Genomic DNA, 17,842 nt, shown 5'->3' with positions numbered 1-17,842 from the left:
CAACAGCGAATTACTTGCGCTTCATCGACAGGAAGAATTCGTCGTTGGTCTTGGTCGTTTTCAGCTTGTCGACCAGGAACTCGATGGCCGCCACTTCGTCCATCGGGTGCAGCAGTTTGCGCAGGATCCACATACGCTGCAGCTCATCGTCGGCAGTCAGCAGCTCTTCGCGACGGGTACCGGACTTGTTGATGTTGATGGCCGGGAACACACGTTTCTCGGCGATACGACGGTCCAGTGGCAGCTCCATGTTGCCGGTGCCCTTGAACTCTTCGTAGATCACTTCATCCATCTTCGAGCCGGTTTCAACCAGCGCGGTGGCGATGATGGTCAGCGAGCCGCCTTCTTCGATGTTGCGCGCGGCGCCGAAGAAACGCTTCGGTTTCTCCAGGGCGTGGGCATCGACACCACCGGTCAGCACCTTGCCGGAGCTCGGAATCACGGTGTTGTAGGCACGGGCCAGACGGGTGATGGAGTCGAGCAGGATCACCACGTCCTTCTTGTGTTCGACCAGGCGCTTGGCCTTCTCGATCACCATTTCAGCCACTTGTACGTGACGGGTCGGCGGCTCGTCGAAGGTCGAGGCAACCACTTCGCCGCGCACGGTGCGCTGCATTTCGGTCACTTCTTCCGGACGTTCGTCGATCAACAGCACGATCAAGTGAACTTCAGGATTGTTACGGGCGATGTTCGCCGCGATGTTCTGCAGCATGATCGTTTTACCGGCCTTCGGCGGTGCAACGATCAGACCGCGCTGGCCTTTGCCGATCGGGGCGCACAGGTCGATCACGCGACCGGTCAGGTCTTCGGTGGAACCGTTGCCGGCTTCCATCTTCATGCGCACGTTCGGGAACAGCGGAGTCAGGTTCTCGAAGAGAATCTTGTTCTTCGCGTTCTCAGGACGATCGAAGTTGATCGTGTCGACCTTGAGCAGGGCGAAATACCGCTCGCCTTCCTTCGGAGGGCGGATCTTGCCAACGATGGTGTCACCGGTGCGCAAGTTGAAACGGCGGATCTGGCTCGGCGAGACGTAGATGTCGTCAGGGCCGGCGAGGTAGGAAGCGTCAGCGGAGCGCAGGAAGCCGAAGCCGTCCTGGAGAATCTCCAGCACGCCATCACCGGAGATTTCCTCACCGCTTTTAGCGTGCTTTTTCAGCAGGGAGAAAATCACGTCCTGCTTGCGCGAACGGGCCATATTTTCTATGCCCATCTGTTCGGCCAATTCGAGCAGTTCGGTAATCGGCTTTTGCTTGAGTTCAGTCAGATTCATATAGGAATGACGTAATCATTTATGGAGGGGGGAAATTAAGCTTTTGGCTTAATGAGGCCGCGCCGCGGAGAAGGCGACAGGATCGCGTACTTATTCGAAAAGGAGTGCGTCGGCGACGGCTAGCAGGGGGCAGTGGAGAAACCAGTGCGGGGCCGAATGTATCACCTGAGTTTCGGAGCGTCTAGCCCTGAATACGCAAAAAGCCCCGCAAATTGCGGGGCTTTTCAAGGACAGTCTTTACCGCAACGCTTAGATGTTGGCGTCGAGGAAAGCTTTCAGCTGAGACTTCGACAGCGCGCCGACCTTGGTCGCTTCCACGTTGCCGTTCTTGAACAGCATCAGGGTTGGAATACCACGCACGCCGTGCTTGGCAGGGGTTCCCTGGTTTTCGTCGATGTTCAGTTTGGCAATGGTCAGCTTGCCTTCGTATTCCTCTGCAATCTCGTCCAGAACCGGAGCGATCATTTTGCAAGGGCCGCACCATTCAGCCCAGTAGTCGACCAGGACAGCGCCTTCGGCCTTGAGTACGTCGGCTTCGAAGCTAGCGTCGCTAACGTGTTTGATCAGATCGCTGCTGCTCATGGAATTCTCCAGGTTGTAAGCAAAAAAACGTGGCCCATCATAGCCGCCCTTCCCTTGTTCAGGAAGCCGCAGATGATTGAGTCTTGCTATGGCACCCGATGAGTTTGGGTATAGCTCAAGTCACGCGCTGGCGGGGGCAATGAAGGAAATTCCGGTGCGCAGGGCCGCGTTGCGCACGTGTTCCTGCATGGCTTTCTGCGCGGCGGCAGAGGCCCGGCGAGCCAGGGCGCGGAGGATCTTGCGGTGTTCCTGCCAGGTTTCCATGGCCCGCTCGGCGCGGATGAACGGTAGTTTCTGGCTCTCCAGAAAGATGTCGGCACTGGCGGTAAGGATGCTCAGCATCGCCTGATTGCCGCTGGCCAGCAGGATCCGCCGGTGAAATTCGAAATCCAGTTTCGCCGCCGCCTCGAAGTCGCCGGCGCGCAGCTGCTCGCGCATGGCCGCGACGTTGTCTTCCAGTTCGTCCAGATCAAACGTGCTCAGCGTCACCGCCGCCAGACCGGCCGCAAACCCTTCCAGCGCATAGCGCAATTGAAAGATTTCCAGCGGCGAAGCCTGGGCTGCAAACGGCCACGCCGGCGCGCCCTCGCCGCGCGGCAATTCCACCGGCGCCTGCACGAACACGCCTTTGCCCGGCTGGATGCTGACCACGCCCAGCGCACTCAAGGACGACAACGCCTCACGCAGCGACGCGCGACTGACACCCAACTGAACCGCCAGATCCCGTTGCGAGGGCAGCGCATCGCCGGGGCCGAAGCCCTGCTCGGTGATTAGTTTGCGGATCGCTTGCAGCGCCACTTCGGGTACGGCGCGGGAGATCGAGTTCATGGTTTTCCAGACGAACCAGGCCAAGGTGCGGCCAGTTGTAAAGCTATTCGAGGCATCAGGCAAGTCGTGCCCCAGCGGGGTTCGACAGGGCGCGTCGATGCGCTATCGCAGTGCGAAACCCGATCCGACTGTTCAGACCAGTAAGACCGAACAAACCCGCTAAACCCGTGGCTTTGCGGGGCCGAACCTCTGTCTTGGCACGGCCCATGCTCTGTCCGATCGCACATTTCACTTCCCGCCGATCCGGAGATTGTCCATGACGAAGCGTTACAGCGCCCTCCTCGCCGCCCTGTTTGCCGGTCTGATGCTGAGCCAGGCCCCCGCCCATGCCGACGGTCTGGATGACGTGGTCAAGCGCGGCACCTTGAAAGTCGCCGTGCCTCAGGACTTCCCGCCGTTCGGTTCGGTCGGCCCGGACATGAAGCCGCGCGGCCTCGATATCGACACTGCGAAACTGCTGGCCGAGCAGCTCAAGGTCAAACTCGAACTGACCCCGGTCAACAGCACCAACCGCATTCCATTCCTGACCACCGGCAAGGTTGACCTGGTGATTTCCAGCCTCGGCAAAAACCCCGAGCGCGAGAAGGTCATCGATTTTTCCCGCGCCTATGCGCCGTTCTACCTCGCCGTGTTCGGTCCGCCGGACGCAGCCGTCAACACTCTCGACGACCTGAAGGGCAAGACCATCAGCGTCACCCGTGGCGCCATCGAAGACATCGAGCTGACCAAGGTCGCTCCCGAAGGCGTGACCATCAAACGCTTCGAAGACAACAACTCGACCATCGCCGCCTACCTCGCAGGGCAAGTCGACCTGATCGCCAGCGGCAACGTGGTGATGGTCGCGATCAGCGAAAAGAACCCGAAACGCGTCCCCGCGCTGAAAGTGAAACTCAAGGATTCGCCGGTCTACGTCGGCGTGAACAAGAACGAGCCGGCGCTGCTGGGCAAGGTCAACGAGATCCTGGCCACTGCCAAGGCTGACGGCGCGCTGGAAAAGAATGCGCAGACCTGGCTCAAAGAGCCGCTGCCGGCCGACCTCTGACCGGCGCCGCGGGAGACTTTAATGGCCTATCAGTTCGATTTCTTGCCGGTGGTGGAAAACACCGACCTGCTGCTGCGCGGGGCGTTGTTTACCCTTGAGCTGACGGCCATCGGCGCGCTGCTCGGGGTTGGCGTGGGCATCGTCGGAGCGCTGGTGCGGGCGTGGAAGATCCGTCCGTTCTCGGCGATCTTCGGCGTGTACGTGGAGCTGATCCGTAATACGCCGTTTCTGGTGCAGTTGTTCTTCATTTTCTTCGGCCTGCCGTCCCTCAGCGTACAGATTTCCGAGTGGCAGGCGGCGGTGCTGGCGATGGTGATCAACCTCGGTGCCTATTCGACCGAGATCATCCGCGCCGGCATCCAGGCAATTCCGCGCGGGCAGCTGGAAGCCGCGGCGGCATTGGCGATGAGCCGCTTCGAAGCGTTCCGTCACGTGGTGCTGCTGCCGGCGCTGGGCAAGGTCTGGCCGGCGCTGAGCAGCCAGATCATCATCGTCATGCTCGGTTCGGCGGTGTGTTCGCAGATTGCCACCGAGGAGTTGAGCTTCGCCGCCAACTTCATTCAGTCGCGCAACTTCCGCGCCTTTGAAACCTACGCCCTCACCACCCTCATTTATCTGTGCATGGCGCTGTTGATCCGTCAGTTACTGAACTGGCTCGGCCGGCGCTACCTGTCCAAAAGCAGCGCAAGGAGCAGCCAATGAGCGACTTCACGTTCTGGGACATCCTGCGCAACCTGCTCACCGGCCTGCAATGGACGCTGGCGTTGTCGCTGGTGGCGTTCATCGGCGGCGGGGTCGTCGGGTTGCTGATCCTGATCATGCGCATCTCGAAAAACCCGCTGCCCAGCAGCATCGCCCGCACCTGGATCGAACTGTTCCAGGGCACGCCGCTGTTGATGCAGCTGTTTCTGGTGTTCTTCGGCGTGGCACTGGCCGGCGTCGAGATTTCGCCGTGGATGGCGGCGGCGATTGCCCTGACGCTGTTCACCAGCGCCTATCTGGCGGAGATCTGGCGCGGCTGCGTCGAGGCGATTCCCAACGGTCAGTGGGAAGCGTCGTCGAGCCTGGCGCTCAATCCGCTGGAGCAACTGCGCTACGTGATCCTGCCGCAGGCGCTGCGCATCGCCGTGGCGCCGACCGTGGGCTTCTCGGTGCAAGTGGTCAAGGGCACCGCCGTGACCTCAATCATCGGCTTCACCGAACTGACCAAGACCGGCGGCATGCTCGCCAACGCCACCTTCGAACCGTTCATGGTCTACGGCCTCGTCGCCCTGGGCTACTTCCTGCTCTGCTACCCCTTGTCCCTCAGTGCGCGCTACCTGGAAAGGAGACTGCATGCCTCTGCTTAGAATTTCCGCTCTGCATAAATACTACGGCGATCACCATGTGCTCAAAGGCATCGACCTGAGCGTCGAGGAAGGCCAGGTGGTGGCGATCATTGGTCGCAGCGGCTCGGGCAAATCCACCCTGCTGCGCACCCTCAATGGCCTGGAATCGATCAACGACGGCGTGATCGAAGTCGACGGCGAATACCTCGACGCTGCCCGCGCCGACCTGCGCAGTCTGCGGCAGAAAGTCGGCATGGTGTTTCAGCAGTTCAACCTGTTCCCGCACCTGACCGTTGGCGAAAACGTGATGCTCGCGCCGCAAGTGGTGCAGAAAGTGCCCAAGGCCAAGGCGCAAGAACTCGCGCGACGGATGCTGGAACGTGTGGGTCTGGGCGAGAAGTTCGATGCCTTCCCGGAGCGTCTCTCCGGCGGCCAGCAACAGCGCGTGGCGATTGCCCGGGCACTGGCGATGTCGCCGAAGGTGCTGCTGTGCGACGAGATCACCTCGGCGCTGGACCCGGAGCTGGTCAACGAGGTGCTCAGCGTGGTCCGCCAGCTCGCCAAGGAAGGCATGACGCTGATCATGGTCACCCACGAAATGCGCTTCGCCCGGGAGGTCGGGGACAAACTGGTGTTCATGCATCAGGGCAAGGTGCACGAGGTGGGCGATCCGAAAGTGCTGTTTGCCGATCCGCAGACGCCGGAACTGGCGAATTTCATTGGCACTGTGGAAGCAACTGCCTGAAACGGCCTGCTACCCGATCATTCCCACGCTTTGCGTGGGAATGATCAGCGTCATTGACCGCGCAGCGGTCACTGACTTTATGCGCTGAATCAAGGGTTTGAACCCTGCGCGTTGGCGGCAGCGTTTGATCGTGGCACGATGGCGGGGTTATCGACCGAGACCCCCTGACCATGCCCCAATCCCAAGCCAAGAATCTGTCCCTGATCGCCGCGATCGACCTGGGCTCCAACAGCTTCCATATGGTCGTGGCCAAGGCCCAGAACGGTGAAATCCGCATTCTCGAGCGGCTCGGAGAAAAGGTTCAACTGGCCGCCGGCATCAACGATGAGCGTCAGCTCAACGAAGAGTCCATGCAGCGCGGGCTCGACTGCCTCAAGCGCTTTGCCCAACTGATCAACGGCATGCCACTGGGCGCCGTGCGGATCGTTGGCACCAACGCCCTGCGTGAGGCGCGCAACCGTGGCGAATTCATCCGCCGCGCCGAAGAAATCCTCGGCCATCCGGTGGAAGTCATCTCCGGTCGTGAAGAGGCGCGCCTGATCTACCTGGGCGTGTCCCACACCCTCGCCGACACACCGGGCAAGCGTCTGGTCGCCGACATCGGCGGCGGCAGCACCGAATTCATCATTGGCCAGCGTTTCGAACCGCTACTGCGCGAAAGCCTGCAAATGGGCTGCGTGAGCTTCACCCAGCGCTATTTCAAGGACGGCAAGATCACCCCGGCCCGCTACGCCCAGGCGTACACGGCGGCGCGCCTGGAAATCATGAGCATCGAACACGCCCTGCACCGCCTGACCTGGGATGAGGCCATCGGCTCCTCGGGCACCATCCGCGCCATCGGCCTGGCGCTGAAAGCCGGCGGCCATGGCACCGGCGAAGTGAACGCCGAAGGCCTGGCGTGGCTCAAGCGTCGCCTGTTCAAGCTTGGCGATGTCGACAAGATCGATTTCGAAGGCATCAAGCCTGACCGCCGCGCGATCTTCCCGGCGGGCCTGGCGATTCTCGAGGCGATCTTCGATGCTCTTGAACTGCAACGCATGGATCACTGCGAAGGCGCACTGCGTGAAGGCGTGCTGTACGACCTGCTGGGCCGCCATCACCACGAAGACGTGCGCGAACGCACCCTGACCTCGCTGATGGAGCGCTACCACGTCGACCTGGAACAGGCCGCGCGGGTCGAGCGCAAAGCCCTGCACGCCTTCGATCAAGTGGCCGTGGATTGGGAGCTGGACGACGGCATCTGGCGCGAACTGCTGGGCTGGGCGGCGAAAGTGCACGAAGTCGGGCTCGACATCGCTCACTATCACTACCACAAGCACGGTGCCTACCTGATCGAGCACTCGGACCTCGCCGGCTTCTCCCGCGAAGACCAGCAAATGCTCGCTCTGCTGGTGCGCGGCCACCGCCGCAACATCCCCAAGGACAAGTTCGCCGAGTTCGGCGACGACGGCGACAAGCTGATCCGTCTGTGCGTGCTACTGCGTTTCGCCATCCTGTTCCACCACATTCGTGGCACCCAGGCGATGCCGCAGGTTGCGCTGCATGCCAACGGCAACCACCTCGACGTGGAATTCCCGGAAAACTGGCTGGATGAAAACCAGCTGACCCAGGCCGATTTCGGGCTTGAAGCCGAATGGCTGACGCGGGTGGGGATTGTTCTGACCGTTCACTGAGTGACAAGTCAGGCGCAAAAAAGGCGATCCGGATGGATCGCCTTTTTTATTTCTTTGAAACCTGCGGTCAGCTGCTCACCGGCAGAATCGGGCTGCCCAACCGCTCCAGCAACGTCGCCTGCGCACTGCGCGGGTTCTGGTTGCCGGTCGGCGTGTTGCGGATGTAGCGGCCGTCCGATTGCAGGCTCCAGCTGTGGGTGTTGTCGGTCAGGTACAGCTCCAGCTCTTTCTTGACCCGGGTCAGCAGCTTCTTGCCCTCAACCGGGAAGCAAGTCTCGACGCGCTTGTCGAGGTTGCGCTCCATCCAGTCGGCGCTGGAGAGGAACATCTGCTCCTCGCCACCGTTGAGGAAGTAGAACACCCGGGTGTGCTCGAGGAAGCGGCCGATGATCGAGCGCACGTGAATGTTGTGCGAAACCCCGGCGATGCCCGGACGCAGGCAGCACATGCCGCGCACCACCAGATCGATGCGCACGCCGGACTGGCTGGCCTTGTACAGCGCGCGGATGATCTTCGGATCGGTCAGCGAGTTGAACTTGGCGATGATGTGCGCCGGTTTGCCGTCGAGCGCAAATTGCGTCTCGCGGGTAATCATGTCGAGCATGCCCTTCTTCAGGGTGAACGGCGCATGCAGCAGCTTCTTCATGCGCAGCGTCTTGCCCATGCCGATCAACTGGCTGAACAGCTTGCCGACGTCTTCGCACAAGGCATCGTCCGAGGTCAGCAGGCTGTAGTCGGTGTACAGACGGGCGTTGCCGGCGTGATAGTTACCGGTGCCGAGGTGCGCGTAACGCACGATCTCGCCGGCCTCGCGACGCAGGATCAGCATCATCTTGGCGTGGGTCTTGAAGCCGACCACGCCGTAGATCACCACCGCACCGGCCGCTTGCAGACGGCTGGCCAGTTGCAGGTTGGATTCTTCGTCGAAACGCGCCCGCAGCTCGATGACCGCCGTCACTTCCTTGCCGTTACGCGCGGCGTCCACCAGCGCATCGACGATTTCCGAGTTGGCGCCGGAACGGTACAGGGTCTGGCGCACCGCCAGAACATGCGGATCCTTGGCAGCCTGGCGCAGCAGGTCGACCACCGGGGTGAACGACTCGAACGGGTGCAGCAGCAGGATGTCCTGCTTGCTGATCACGCTGAAAATGTTCTCGCTGTTTTGCAGCAGTTTCGGGATCTGCGGCGTGAACGGCGTGTATTGCAGTTCCGGATGGCTGTCCAGACCGGTGATGCTGAACAGACGCGTCAGGTTCACCGGACCGTTGACCTGGTACAGCTCGGTCTCGCTCAGGTTGAACTGCTTGAGCAGGTAGTCCGACAGGTGTTTCGGGCAAGTGTCGGCGACCTCCAGGCGCACGGCGTCACCGTAACGACGGGAGAACAACTCGCCACGCAGGGCGCGGGCCAGGTCTTCGACGTCTTCGGAATCGAGCGCAAGGTCGGCGTTCCGGGTCAGACGGAACTGGTAGCAGCCTTTTACCTTCATGCCCTGGAACAGGTCATCGGCGTGAGCGTGGATCATCGACGACAGGAACACATAGTTGTCACCAGGGCCGCCGACTTCTTCCGGCACCTTGATGATCCGCGGCAGCAGGCGCGGCGCCGGGATGATCGCCAGACCGGAATCGCGCCCGAAGGCGTCGATACCTTCGAGCTCGACGATGAAGTTCAGGCTCTTGTTCACCAGCAACGGGAACGGGTGCGTCGGGTCGAGACCGATCGGGGTGATGATCGGCGCGATCTCGTCGCGGAAATAGCGGCGGACCCAGGTCTTGAGCTTGGTCGTCCAGTTGCGCCGACGAATGAAGCGCACCTGATGCTTTTCCAGCTCCGGCAACAGAATGTCGTTGAGAATCGCGTACTGGCGGTCCACGTGACCGTGCACCAGCTCGCTGATGCGGGCCAGGGCCTGATGCGGTTGCAGGCCGTCAGCGCCGGCCTGTTCACGGGCGAAGGTAATCTGTTTCTTGAGGCCGGCGACGCGGATCTCGAAGAATTCGTCGAGGTTGCTGGAGAAGATCAGCAGGAACTTCAGCCGCTCCAGCAACGGGTAGGACTCGTCCAGCGCCTGTTCCAGCACGCGGATGTTGAACTGCAGTTGCGACAATTCACGGTGGATGTACAGGCTGCTGTCATCCAGGCCGGGAATCGCGATCGCCGGTGCCGCCGCGGCAGGCTCGGTTGCCGGCGCGGGTGGCGCAGGCTCCAGTTCCGGCGGGGTTTCGGTAATCTGCTCGACCACGGGTTGAGCTTCTTTTACGGCAACTTCAGTGAGTCCTTCGGTATTCATCGAATGTTCCTGGGAGGGCTATTTCTGCTCTCGTAACAATTGAGCGGCACGGACAGCAAAGTAAGTGAGGATGCCATCAGCGCCGGCACGTTTAAAGGCGGTCAGGGATTCGAGGATCACGCCTTCGCTCAACCAGCCATTCTGGATCGCCGCCATGTGCATGGCGTATTCACCGCTGACCTGATAGACGAAGGTCGGCACTTTGAAGGCATCTTTTACCCGGAACAAAATGTCCAGGTACGGCATGCCGGGCTTGACCATGACCATGTCCGCGCCTTCAGACAAGTCCGCGCCCACTTCGTGCAGCGCTTCGTCGCTGTTGGCCGGGTCCATCTGATAGGAGGCCTTGTTCGCCTTGCCCAGGTTTGCGGCCGAACCTACCGCATCGCGGAACGGGCCGTAATAGGCGCTGGCGTACTTGGCCGAGTAGGCCATGATCCGCACATTGACGTGACCGGCCAGCTCCAGCGCTTCGCGGATTGCCTGGATGCGGCCGTCCATCATGTCCGACGGGGCAACCACCTGGGCGCCAGCAGCGGCATGAGACAAGGCTTGCTTGACCAGCGCATCGACAGTGATGTCGTTCTGCACATAGCCTTCTTCATCGAGAATGCCGTCCTGACCGTGAGTGGTGAACGGGTCGAGGGCAACGTCGGTAATCACGCCCAACTCGGGGAATCGGTCACGCAGGGCGCGGGTAGCGCGCTGGGCGATACCTTGCGGATTCCAGGCTTCGGCGGCGTCGAGGGATTTGAGCTCCGGCGGGGTGACCGGGAACAGCGCCAGCGCCGGAATCCCCAGTTCGACCCATTTCGCCGCTTCTTCAAGCAGCAGGTCGATGGTCAGGCGCTCGACACCTGGCATCGAGGCCACGGCTTCGCGGCGGTTTTCACCGTCGAGCACGAACACCGGCAGGATCAGGTCATCGACCGTCAACACGTTCTCACGCACCAGCCGCCGGGAAAAATCGTCACGGCGATTGCGACGCAGGCGGGTGGCAGGGAACAAACGGTTGGCTGGGGTAAAGCTCACGGCAGACTCCTGAGCCCGCGCAAACCGGCGAGCGTGACAGTTATAGATGGCCATTATGACGGTCGTATGACAGTTATGTGCACCCCTGCGACAGGTAGTCGCTTTCCATTGTCCGTGTAGGAAATGTTCACGTCGAGACACATTTCGACACTTTCCTGAATGTGTCCGAAGGGTTAGGCTGCGCGTTCATTTCGCCAGCACCCAGACAATGCTCCAACAATTTCTGCATGACTTCGGCTACTTTGCCCTGTTTCTCGGGACGTTTTTCGAAGGCGAAACCATCCTGGTGCTCGCGGGCTTCCTCGCGTTCCGTGAATACATGGACATCAAACTGGTGGTGGTCGTGGCGTTCTTCGGCAGCTATGCCGGGGATCAGCTGTGGTACTTCCTGGGCCGCAAACACGGACGCAAATTGCTGGCGCGCAAACCGCGCTGGCAGATGATGGGCGACCGCGCGCTGGAACACATCCGCAAGCACCCGGACATCTGGGTCCTGAGCTTTCGCTTCGTATACGGCCTGCGCACGGTGATGCCAGTGGCGATCGGCCTGTCGGGCTATCCGCCGGGACGTTATCTGCTGCTCAACGGTATCGGCGCCGCGATCTGGGCCACCGCCCTGGCCGCTGCCGCCTACCACTTCGGCGCTGTGCTCGAAGGCATGCTCGGCAGCATCAAGAAGTATGAGTTGTGGGTACTGGGCGCACTGCTGGTGCTCGGCCTGGGCCTGTGGCTGCGCCGCCGGTTCAAGAATGCCCGGCTGGCAAAAAAGGTCTACGAGGAAGAACAGGCCGAGCAACTGGCCAAGGCCGAACAGCACAAAGCCGACATGGCCAAGGCTTCCGACCCTAAGACGCCAGCCGAGTAAGTCGCTGGCGGCAGCAATACAGCCCGATGCCGCTGAGCAGGCTGTAACTGAGCAGGCCGACCCATATCCCCGGGCTGGCCGGCCACAGCCCGACCAGCGGCGCCAGCCACACCAGCGGCAGGTTCGATGCCAGCCGCAGCGCTTCCAGCCTTCCCGCCCACGGGCGATTCTCCAGGGCCACGCCCAACACGAACAGACCGAACGCCACCGCGCTCCAGCCAAGCAGCAATGCAGCGGTGGACAGACTGTGTTCCAGATTCATCAGGTAACTGCCCAGCGCCACGTACACGCCGAACTGCAACCCCACGTACCACTGCCGACGGCTGTCCAGCGCCACCTCGAATTTGCGGAACTGACGCAGGTCCGGCTTGCTCATCGGGTACTTCGCCGCGACGTCCGCTGGACGCCATCCGGTGCGCATGAACCAGATCCTAATTTTGTCCCACGTGCGCTCGGCCCGACGCGCGTCCTCCCACAGCTGCGCGTAGAACTGCAGGTTGGCCCACAACGGATTCCAGCTCGCCAACGGCGTGGTCACGCCAAAAATCACCGGTTCATTGTCGTCCTCTTCCTGGAACGAGCCGAACAGACGGTCCCAAATAATGAACACCCCGCCGTAGTTGCGATCCATGTAGAGAGCGTTCTGTGCATGGTGGGCCCGATGATTGGACGGCGTGACGAAGCACCACTCGAACCAGCCGAGCTTGGGAATATGCCGGGTGTGGACCCAGAACTGATACAGCAGATTCAGCGCCGCAACACTGACGAACACCAGCAGCGGCACACCGAGTACCGCCATCGGCAGGTAGAAAATCCAGCTCAGCAGAAACCCGGTGCTGGTCTGGCGCAAGGCGGTGGAAAGGTTGTAGTCCTCGCTCTGGTGATGCACCGAATGCGCGGCCCAGAGGATGTTGCGTTCATGGCCCATGCGATGCAGCCAGTAATAGCAGAAGTCATAGAGAACAAAGGCCAACACCCACACCCAGACGCTGTCCGCAGGCAACCTGACCAGCGCCAGATGCTCAAGGGCAAACGCATAGGTCACCAGGCCAACACCCTTGGTCAGCAGGCCGGTGGTGGTCGACAACACGCCGGTGCTGATGCTGTTCACCGCATCGGCCAGGCGATAGTTGCTCACCCCGCGCCAGCGGTCGGCGATGAGTTCGGCCGCCATCAATACGAAGAAAAACGGCACCGCATACAGAATGAAGTTCATGACGTGCCCTGGTCGAAATCTGTAGCACAGATCCTAGGTGTAGCCGCGGCTGCACCCTATGGCAACGAGCGACAAATTAGTGGACATTTAACGCCATGAATCTGGAGAGAAACCCATGAGCAAAAAAGTTGCAGTGATCTTGTCCGGTTGCGGCGTGTACGACGGCGCCGAGATCCAAGAGAGCGTCATCACCCTGCTGCGCCTCGACCAGCGCGGCGCTCAGGTGCAGTGCTTCGCCCCGAACATCGCGCAATTGCATGTGATCAACCACCTGACCGGTGAAGAAATGCCCGAGTCGCGCAACGTGCTGGTGGAATCGGCACGCATCGCCCGGGGCAACGTCAAGGACCTGCGCGAGGCCGATGTCGAGGACTTCGATGCGCTGATCGTGCCCGGCGGTTTCGGTGCAGCGAAGAACCTGTCGAACTTCGCCAGCGAAGGCGCCGGCTGCACCGTACAGCCGGAAGTGCTGGCGCTGGCCGAAGCCTTTGCCGAAGCGGGCAAGCCTGTCGGCCTGATCTGCATCTCGCCCGCGCTGGCCGCAAAAATCTATGGCCCGGGCGTGACCTGCACCATCGGCAACGATGCCGACACGGCCGCCGCCATGAACAAGATGGGCGCCACCCACGAAGACTGTGCGGTGACCGACATCATCGAAGACAAGGCGCGCAAACTGGTGACGACCCCGGCGTACATGCTGGCGCAGACGATCAGCGAGGCGGCTTCGGGGATTAACAAGCTGGTGGATCGGGTGCTTGAGCTGACCCACGAAAACGACGCCTGACCGGCGATAGCGATCGTTCCCACGCTCCGCGTGGGAATGCAGCCTTGGACGCTCCGCGTCTGCCTTGCAACGGCGGTGAGGCTGGGACGCGGAGCGTCCCGAGAGGCATTACCACGCAGAGCGTGGGAACGATCAATGTTCAGGTTTTGCGGGTGAGCCTGGTGAGGATCCGATCCAGCGCGTTGGCAAACGCCTGCTTCTCGCGGTCACCGAACGGCGCCGGGCCGCCGCTGACCTGGCCCTGTTCACGCAAGTCGGTGAACAGGTTGCGCGTCGCCAGCCGCTCAGCCATGTTCTGCGCGTCGAACTCCTTGCCTCGCGGGTCCAGCGCCGCCACACCCTTCTTCACCAGCCGGTCGGCCAGCGGGATGTCGCTGCAGATCACCAGTTCGCCCGGCACCGCGTGTTCCACCAGATAATCATCCGCCGCATCCGGGCCACTCGGCACCACGATCAGCTTGACGATCGCCAGCGCCGGTTTGCTCTGCGGCTGCCCCGCCACCAGCACCACCTCGAAGCGGCGCTTGAGGGCAAACTTCACCACCAGCTCTTTAGCCATCTTCGGGCAGGCGTCGGCATCGATCCATACGCGCATCATCTCAGGCCGCCACCCGGCGCTTTTCCGCCACCCGGCTGCGACCGTAGAGCACGATGATCGCCGCAATCGCCACGGCCTGCGCCGTCAGCGAATAGGCATCGGCGTGAATCCCCAGCCAGTCGAAATCGAAGAACGCCACCGGCCGGGTGCCGAAGATCCCGGCTTCCTGCAACGCCTTCACGCCGTGGCCGGCGAATACCACCGACAACGCGCAGAGCAGCGCCGCGTTGATGCTGAAGAACAGCGTCAGTGGCAGTTTTGCCGAACCGCGCAGGATCACCCATGCCAGACCGAACAGCAGCACCAGCGCCGTCGCGCCGCCGGCGAGTACCGCGTTATGCCCGGCGGGACCGGCCTGCAACCACAGGGTTTCGTAGAACAGGATCACTTCGAACAGCTCGCGGTACACCGAGAAGAACGCCAGGATCGCGAAGCCGAAACGCCCGCCGCCACCGACCAGGCTCTGTTTGATGTAATCCTGCCAGGCCGCCGCGTGGCGACGGTCGTGCATCCACACGCCAAGCCACAACACCATGACACTGGCGAACAGCGCCGTGGCGCCTTCGAGCAGTTCACGCTGGGAGCCGCTGACATCGATGACATACGCCGCCAGCGCCCAGGTGCCAAGGCCCGCCAGCAGCGCCAGACCCCAGCCGATGTTGACGCTGCGCACCGCCGATTGCTGGCCGGTGTTGCGCAGGAACGCGAGGATCGCCGCCAGCACCAGAATCGCTTCCAGACCTTCGCGCAGCAGAATCAGCAGGCCGGAAATGTAGCTCAGCGACCAGCTCAGACCGTCGCTGCCCAGCAGACCGGCAGATTCCTTGAGTTTGGCCTTGGCCGCGTCCAGACGCTGCTCGGCCTGCGCCACCGGCAAACCGTCCTGCAGCGATTGCCGATAGGCCATCAGGGATTTTTCGGTGTCTTTACGCACGTTGGCATCGACGTTGTCCAGCGAGCTTTCGACCAGTTCGAAACCTTCCAGATACGCCGCCACCGACAGGTCATAGGCTTGATCGTGCTCACCGGCACGGTACGCCGCCAGGCTCTTGTCCAGCGTCGCGGCGGTGTAGTCGAGCAACTGCGCAGGGCCGCGCTTGACTTGTGGCGGCTGCGCCCGTTGCACGCGGAAGATCGCAGCGGCGTCAGCGCCCTCGGCAGCCTGCACTTCGGCCGGAGTCTGACGGGCAAGGTCGGCGATGTTGTAGGTCTTGTCGGATTTGGCCGTGGCCGGATCGGCGCTGAACTGTGCGATATAGGTCGCCAGGTCCCAGCGCTGACGATCATCCAGTTGATCGGCGAAGGCTGGCATGTCAGTGCCTTCGACGCCCTGACCGAGGGTGCTGTAGATCGCATACAGACTCAGGCGATCCATCCGCGCAGCGTCGCGCAGATTGGCCGGCGCCGGGGTCATGCCAAGACCCGCCGGGCCGTCACCGGCACCCGTGTCGCCGTGGCACACCGAGCAGTTTTGCGCGTAGAGCGGCGCGCCACGGGTCGGATCAGGCGTGATGATCGGGGCCTGGCTGACTTCATAAGCCACCGCCAGTTTCGCCCCCAGTTGCCGGGCCTGACGGGCCACGTCCGCGCCGTCCTGTTTCGCCGTGATGGCGGCGTGCAAGGCAGTGACACCCTGTTCCAGCGCCGCCTTCTCAGGTTTGGCCGGCAGGCCGGCGATCAGCCCTTGCAGCACTTGGGTGAATTCCAGCTGCTCGCGGTATTCACCGTCGTCGATGACCTTGCCAGCCTGCACCGTCGGCGGGTAATCGGCGCTGATGTAATCGAGCAGGTGCAGCGCTTGCGGTGCGCCTTCCACGGTGTCGGCCAGCAGATTGAAGCTGCTCAGCGCGCACAACGGGAACACCAGCCAGGCCAGAAATCGGGACGCGGCAGTCATGAATGAGTCTCAAGTGGAAATGCGAAGTTACATATTGTTCACGTCGAGGGAGCCTGACTCAAGCTTTCTCTCCAATCGCCGGCACTTGGCCATCGCCCGCCCATATAATCCGACACCTCCCGCCTTACTGTTCAAGGAAGAGCTGCACTCCATGCGCCAATGCCTGCTGTTCCCGATGTTAATCGGCACGCTCCTGCTACTTAGCGGATGCGCCGCTTACCGCAATTACGACCTGGAAATGCAGCAAACCAACGACCGGCTGATGCTCGGCGACTATCAGGGCGCCCTGGATGTGCTGGAGTGGCACAACCCGTGGGAAGACAAGGACCTGCTCTACTACTTCGAGAAGGGTTCAATTCTCAGCTTCGCCAACGCACGCCCGCAGAGCCAGAAAGCCTGGCGCAGCGCCGACCGGATGGTGTTCCAGCGCGAAGAAGCCGTGCCTTCCGCACCCATGAAGCTGCTCAACCGGTTTGCCTATGAAATGGGCACCATGCTGGTCAACGACAAGCTCAGTCGCTACGAAGGCTATGACTACGAAAAAGTCATGCTGACCACACAGATGGCCCTCAACCAATTGGGTGAAAGTGATTTCGACGGCGCCCGGGCAGACATCAAGAAGACCCACGAACGTGAAGCACTGATCGCCCGTCAGCGGGAGCGCCAGTATGAAGAGCTCGAGGAACAGGCCAAAGCTCAAGGCATCGTCGTGCAATACAAGGATCTGCAGGGCTATCCCGTCACCACCCTGGATGCGCCGGCGGTGATTGAACTGAAAAACGGTTACCAGAGTGCTTTCAGCCATTACCTGGCCGGGTTCACCTATGAAGCGCTGGGTGAACGGGATCTGGCCGCACCGGGTTATCGCCAGGCGATCGAGTTGCGCCCAAACACGCCCTTCCTCGAACAGGCGTTGCGCAATCTCGACAAACCGCCGGCCAAGGATGATGAAAGCGATGTTCTGATCGTCGTCCAGAGCGGTCTGGCGCCGGCCCGCAGCTCGGTAACAGTGCCGATACCGGTGCGGCTCAATGAAAATCTGGTCATTACCGCGCCGATCTCGTTTCCCATTCTGGTGCCGGACACCGTCACACCGGCGTTCGACCACATCCTGGTGGATGGCCGCAAGCGGCGGCTGACCATGATCAACAGCGTTACCGACATGGCATTCCGTACGTTGCGCGACGACATGCCGGCGATCATTTCCCGGGCGATGTTTCGCGCCAACATGGCCGCCATTTCCCAGGCGCAGGAAAACGAGCGCAATCCGGCCAAGGCCTCGCTGGTCGTCACCGAGCACGATCCCTTTGAGGAGGCCGATACCCGAACGTGGCGCACGCTCCCCGACAAGACACTGGTGGCACGCATTCGACTGAAGAAAGGCGATCATCGATTCAATGCGCCCAATGCGCCCGGAGCGTCATCGGTCATCCTGCGCATCGACCGCGATCACCAGTTGGTCAACCTGCGAGTTCTGAGAGATGTCGCCAACGTAATCGGCAATGCCAGATTGCCGGATAAGTAATGGCACCTAACTAACCGGTGCAATTAAAAAGCTATTACATAGCCAGCATCGCCCGCTTATAATGCCGCGCCCGCGCTATCGCGATGCGGCATTAAAGCTCCTCTTTTTATGAGGAATTGGCAGGAGGCCAATGCCACTGTCGATCGGTCCCAGCAGCCCGACCC

General features: G+C 61.5%; 16 protein-coding genes. 8 read left to right on the top strand and 8 right to left on the bottom strand.

The features are described from left to right. Nucleotides 1–10 precede the first annotated feature (10 nt). The 3 genes from rho to CAF79_RS04895 all read right to left on the bottom strand — a co-directional run bounded on the left by rho (nucleotide 11) and on the right by CAF79_RS04895 (nucleotide 2,680). On the bottom strand, nucleotides 11–1,270 hold the full coding sequence (gene rho / locus CAF79_RS04905) for a transcription termination factor Rho (protein ID WP_007951825.1): 1,260 nt from the start codon (nucleotides 1,268–1,270) through the stop codon (nucleotides 11–13). Between the two features lie 249 nt (nucleotides 1,271–1,519). Further along, on the bottom strand, nucleotides 1,520–1,852 hold the full coding sequence (gene trxA, locus CAF79_RS04900; RefSeq protein WP_085696889.1) for a thioredoxin TrxA: 333 nt from the start codon (nucleotides 1,850–1,852) through the stop codon (nucleotides 1,520–1,522). A 120-nt stretch (nucleotides 1,853–1,972) separates the two neighbouring features. Beyond that, nucleotides 1,973–2,680, bottom strand: coding sequence for a FadR/GntR family transcriptional regulator (locus tag CAF79_RS04895; protein WP_007951828.1), 708 nt, complete (start codon nucleotides 2,678–2,680; stop codon nucleotides 1,973–1,975). 256 nt (nucleotides 2,681–2,936) lie between these two features. On the opposite strand from CAF79_RS04895, the gene CAF79_RS04890 reads away from it, so the two are divergent. The 5 genes from CAF79_RS04890 to ppx all read left to right on the top strand — a co-directional run bounded on the left by CAF79_RS04890 (nucleotide 2,937) and on the right by ppx (nucleotide 7,468). Continuing rightward, complete coding sequence (locus CAF79_RS04890; protein ID WP_085696888.1) at nucleotides 2,937–3,722, top strand: transporter substrate-binding domain-containing protein; 786 nt, start codon at nucleotides 2,937–2,939, stop codon at nucleotides 3,720–3,722. Between the two features lie 21 nt (nucleotides 3,723–3,743). Next, complete coding sequence (locus tag CAF79_RS04885) at nucleotides 3,744–4,424, top strand: amino acid ABC transporter permease (RefSeq protein WP_085696887.1); 681 nt, start codon at nucleotides 3,744–3,746, stop codon at nucleotides 4,422–4,424. Beyond that, on the top strand, nucleotides 4,421–5,071 hold the full coding sequence (locus tag CAF79_RS04880; RefSeq protein ID WP_085696886.1) for an amino acid ABC transporter permease: 651 nt from the start codon (nucleotides 4,421–4,423) through the stop codon (nucleotides 5,069–5,071). Before CAF79_RS04885 ends, CAF79_RS04880 begins: the two co-directional genes overlap by 4 nt. Further along, a complete protein-coding gene (locus CAF79_RS04875; protein ID WP_011336491.1) occupies nucleotides 5,058–5,795 on the top strand; it encodes an amino acid ABC transporter ATP-binding protein in 738 nt (245 codons plus the stop codon). Before CAF79_RS04880 ends, CAF79_RS04875 begins: the two co-directional genes overlap by 14 nt. 170 nt (nucleotides 5,796–5,965) lie before the next feature. Further along, nucleotides 5,966–7,468: an exopolyphosphatase gene (ppx, locus tag CAF79_RS04870; protein WP_085696885.1), complete on the top strand. Its 1,503-nt coding sequence runs from the start codon at nucleotides 5,966–5,968 to the stop codon at nucleotides 7,466–7,468. Nucleotides 7,469–7,535: 67 nt separating this feature from the next. On the opposite strand, the gene ppk1 is transcribed toward ppx, so the two are convergent. After that, nucleotides 7,536–9,761: a polyphosphate kinase 1 gene (gene ppk1, locus CAF79_RS04865; RefSeq protein WP_085696884.1), complete on the bottom strand. Its 2,226-nt coding sequence runs from the start codon at nucleotides 9,759–9,761 to the stop codon at nucleotides 7,536–7,538. Between the two features lie 18 nt (nucleotides 9,762–9,779). Then, nucleotides 9,780–10,793 (bottom strand): porphobilinogen synthase, encoded by a 1,014-nt coding sequence (gene hemB / locus CAF79_RS04860; protein ID WP_085696883.1) that lies wholly within the window; start codon nucleotides 10,791–10,793, stop codon nucleotides 9,780–9,782. Nucleotides 10,794–11,001: 208 nt separating this feature from the next. Here hemB and CAF79_RS04855 point away from each other — a divergent pair, with 208 nt between their 5' ends. Continuing rightward, on the top strand, nucleotides 11,002–11,658 hold the full coding sequence (locus CAF79_RS04855; RefSeq protein WP_085696882.1) for a DedA family protein: 657 nt from the start codon (nucleotides 11,002–11,004) through the stop codon (nucleotides 11,656–11,658). On the opposite strand, the gene CAF79_RS04850 is transcribed toward CAF79_RS04855, so the two are convergent. Then, nucleotides 11,639–12,874: a sterol desaturase family protein gene (locus CAF79_RS04850; protein WP_085696881.1), complete on the bottom strand. Its 1,236-nt coding sequence runs from the start codon at nucleotides 12,872–12,874 to the stop codon at nucleotides 11,639–11,641. The two genes, CAF79_RS04855 and CAF79_RS04850, sit on opposite strands and share 20 nt — an antisense overlap. Before the next feature lie 115 nt (nucleotides 12,875–12,989). Between CAF79_RS04850 and elbB the strand changes: the two genes are divergently transcribed. Continuing rightward, a complete protein-coding gene (gene elbB, locus CAF79_RS04845; protein ID WP_085696880.1) occupies nucleotides 12,990–13,658 on the top strand; it encodes an isoprenoid biosynthesis glyoxalase ElbB in 669 nt (222 codons plus the stop codon). Between the two features lie 139 nt (nucleotides 13,659–13,797). Here the strand turns inward: elbB and CAF79_RS04840 are convergent, their stop codons facing one another. Continuing rightward, nucleotides 13,798–14,253 (bottom strand): YaiI/YqxD family protein, encoded by a 456-nt coding sequence (locus tag CAF79_RS04840; RefSeq protein ID WP_085696946.1) that lies wholly within the window; start codon nucleotides 14,251–14,253, stop codon nucleotides 13,798–13,800. A 4-nt stretch (nucleotides 14,254–14,257) separates the two neighbouring features. Further along, complete coding sequence (locus CAF79_RS04835) at nucleotides 14,258–16,153, bottom strand: FTR1 family protein (RefSeq protein WP_085696879.1); 1,896 nt, start codon at nucleotides 16,151–16,153, stop codon at nucleotides 14,258–14,260. 151 nt (nucleotides 16,154–16,304) lie between these two features. Here CAF79_RS04835 and CAF79_RS04830 point away from each other — a divergent pair, with 151 nt between their 5' ends. Next, nucleotides 16,305–17,678: a COG3014 family protein gene (locus CAF79_RS04830; RefSeq protein WP_085696878.1), complete on the top strand. Its 1,374-nt coding sequence runs from the start codon at nucleotides 16,305–16,307 to the stop codon at nucleotides 17,676–17,678. Nucleotides 17,679–17,842 lie beyond the last annotated feature (164 nt).

Source organism: Pseudomonas sp. B26(2017) (assembly GCF_002113045.1).
Taxonomy (GTDB): Bacteria; Pseudomonadota; Gammaproteobacteria; order Pseudomonadales; family Pseudomonadaceae; genus Aquipseudomonas.
Note: the sequence above shows the minus strand (reverse complement) of the source record. Positions and strands in the feature narration are given on the sequence as shown.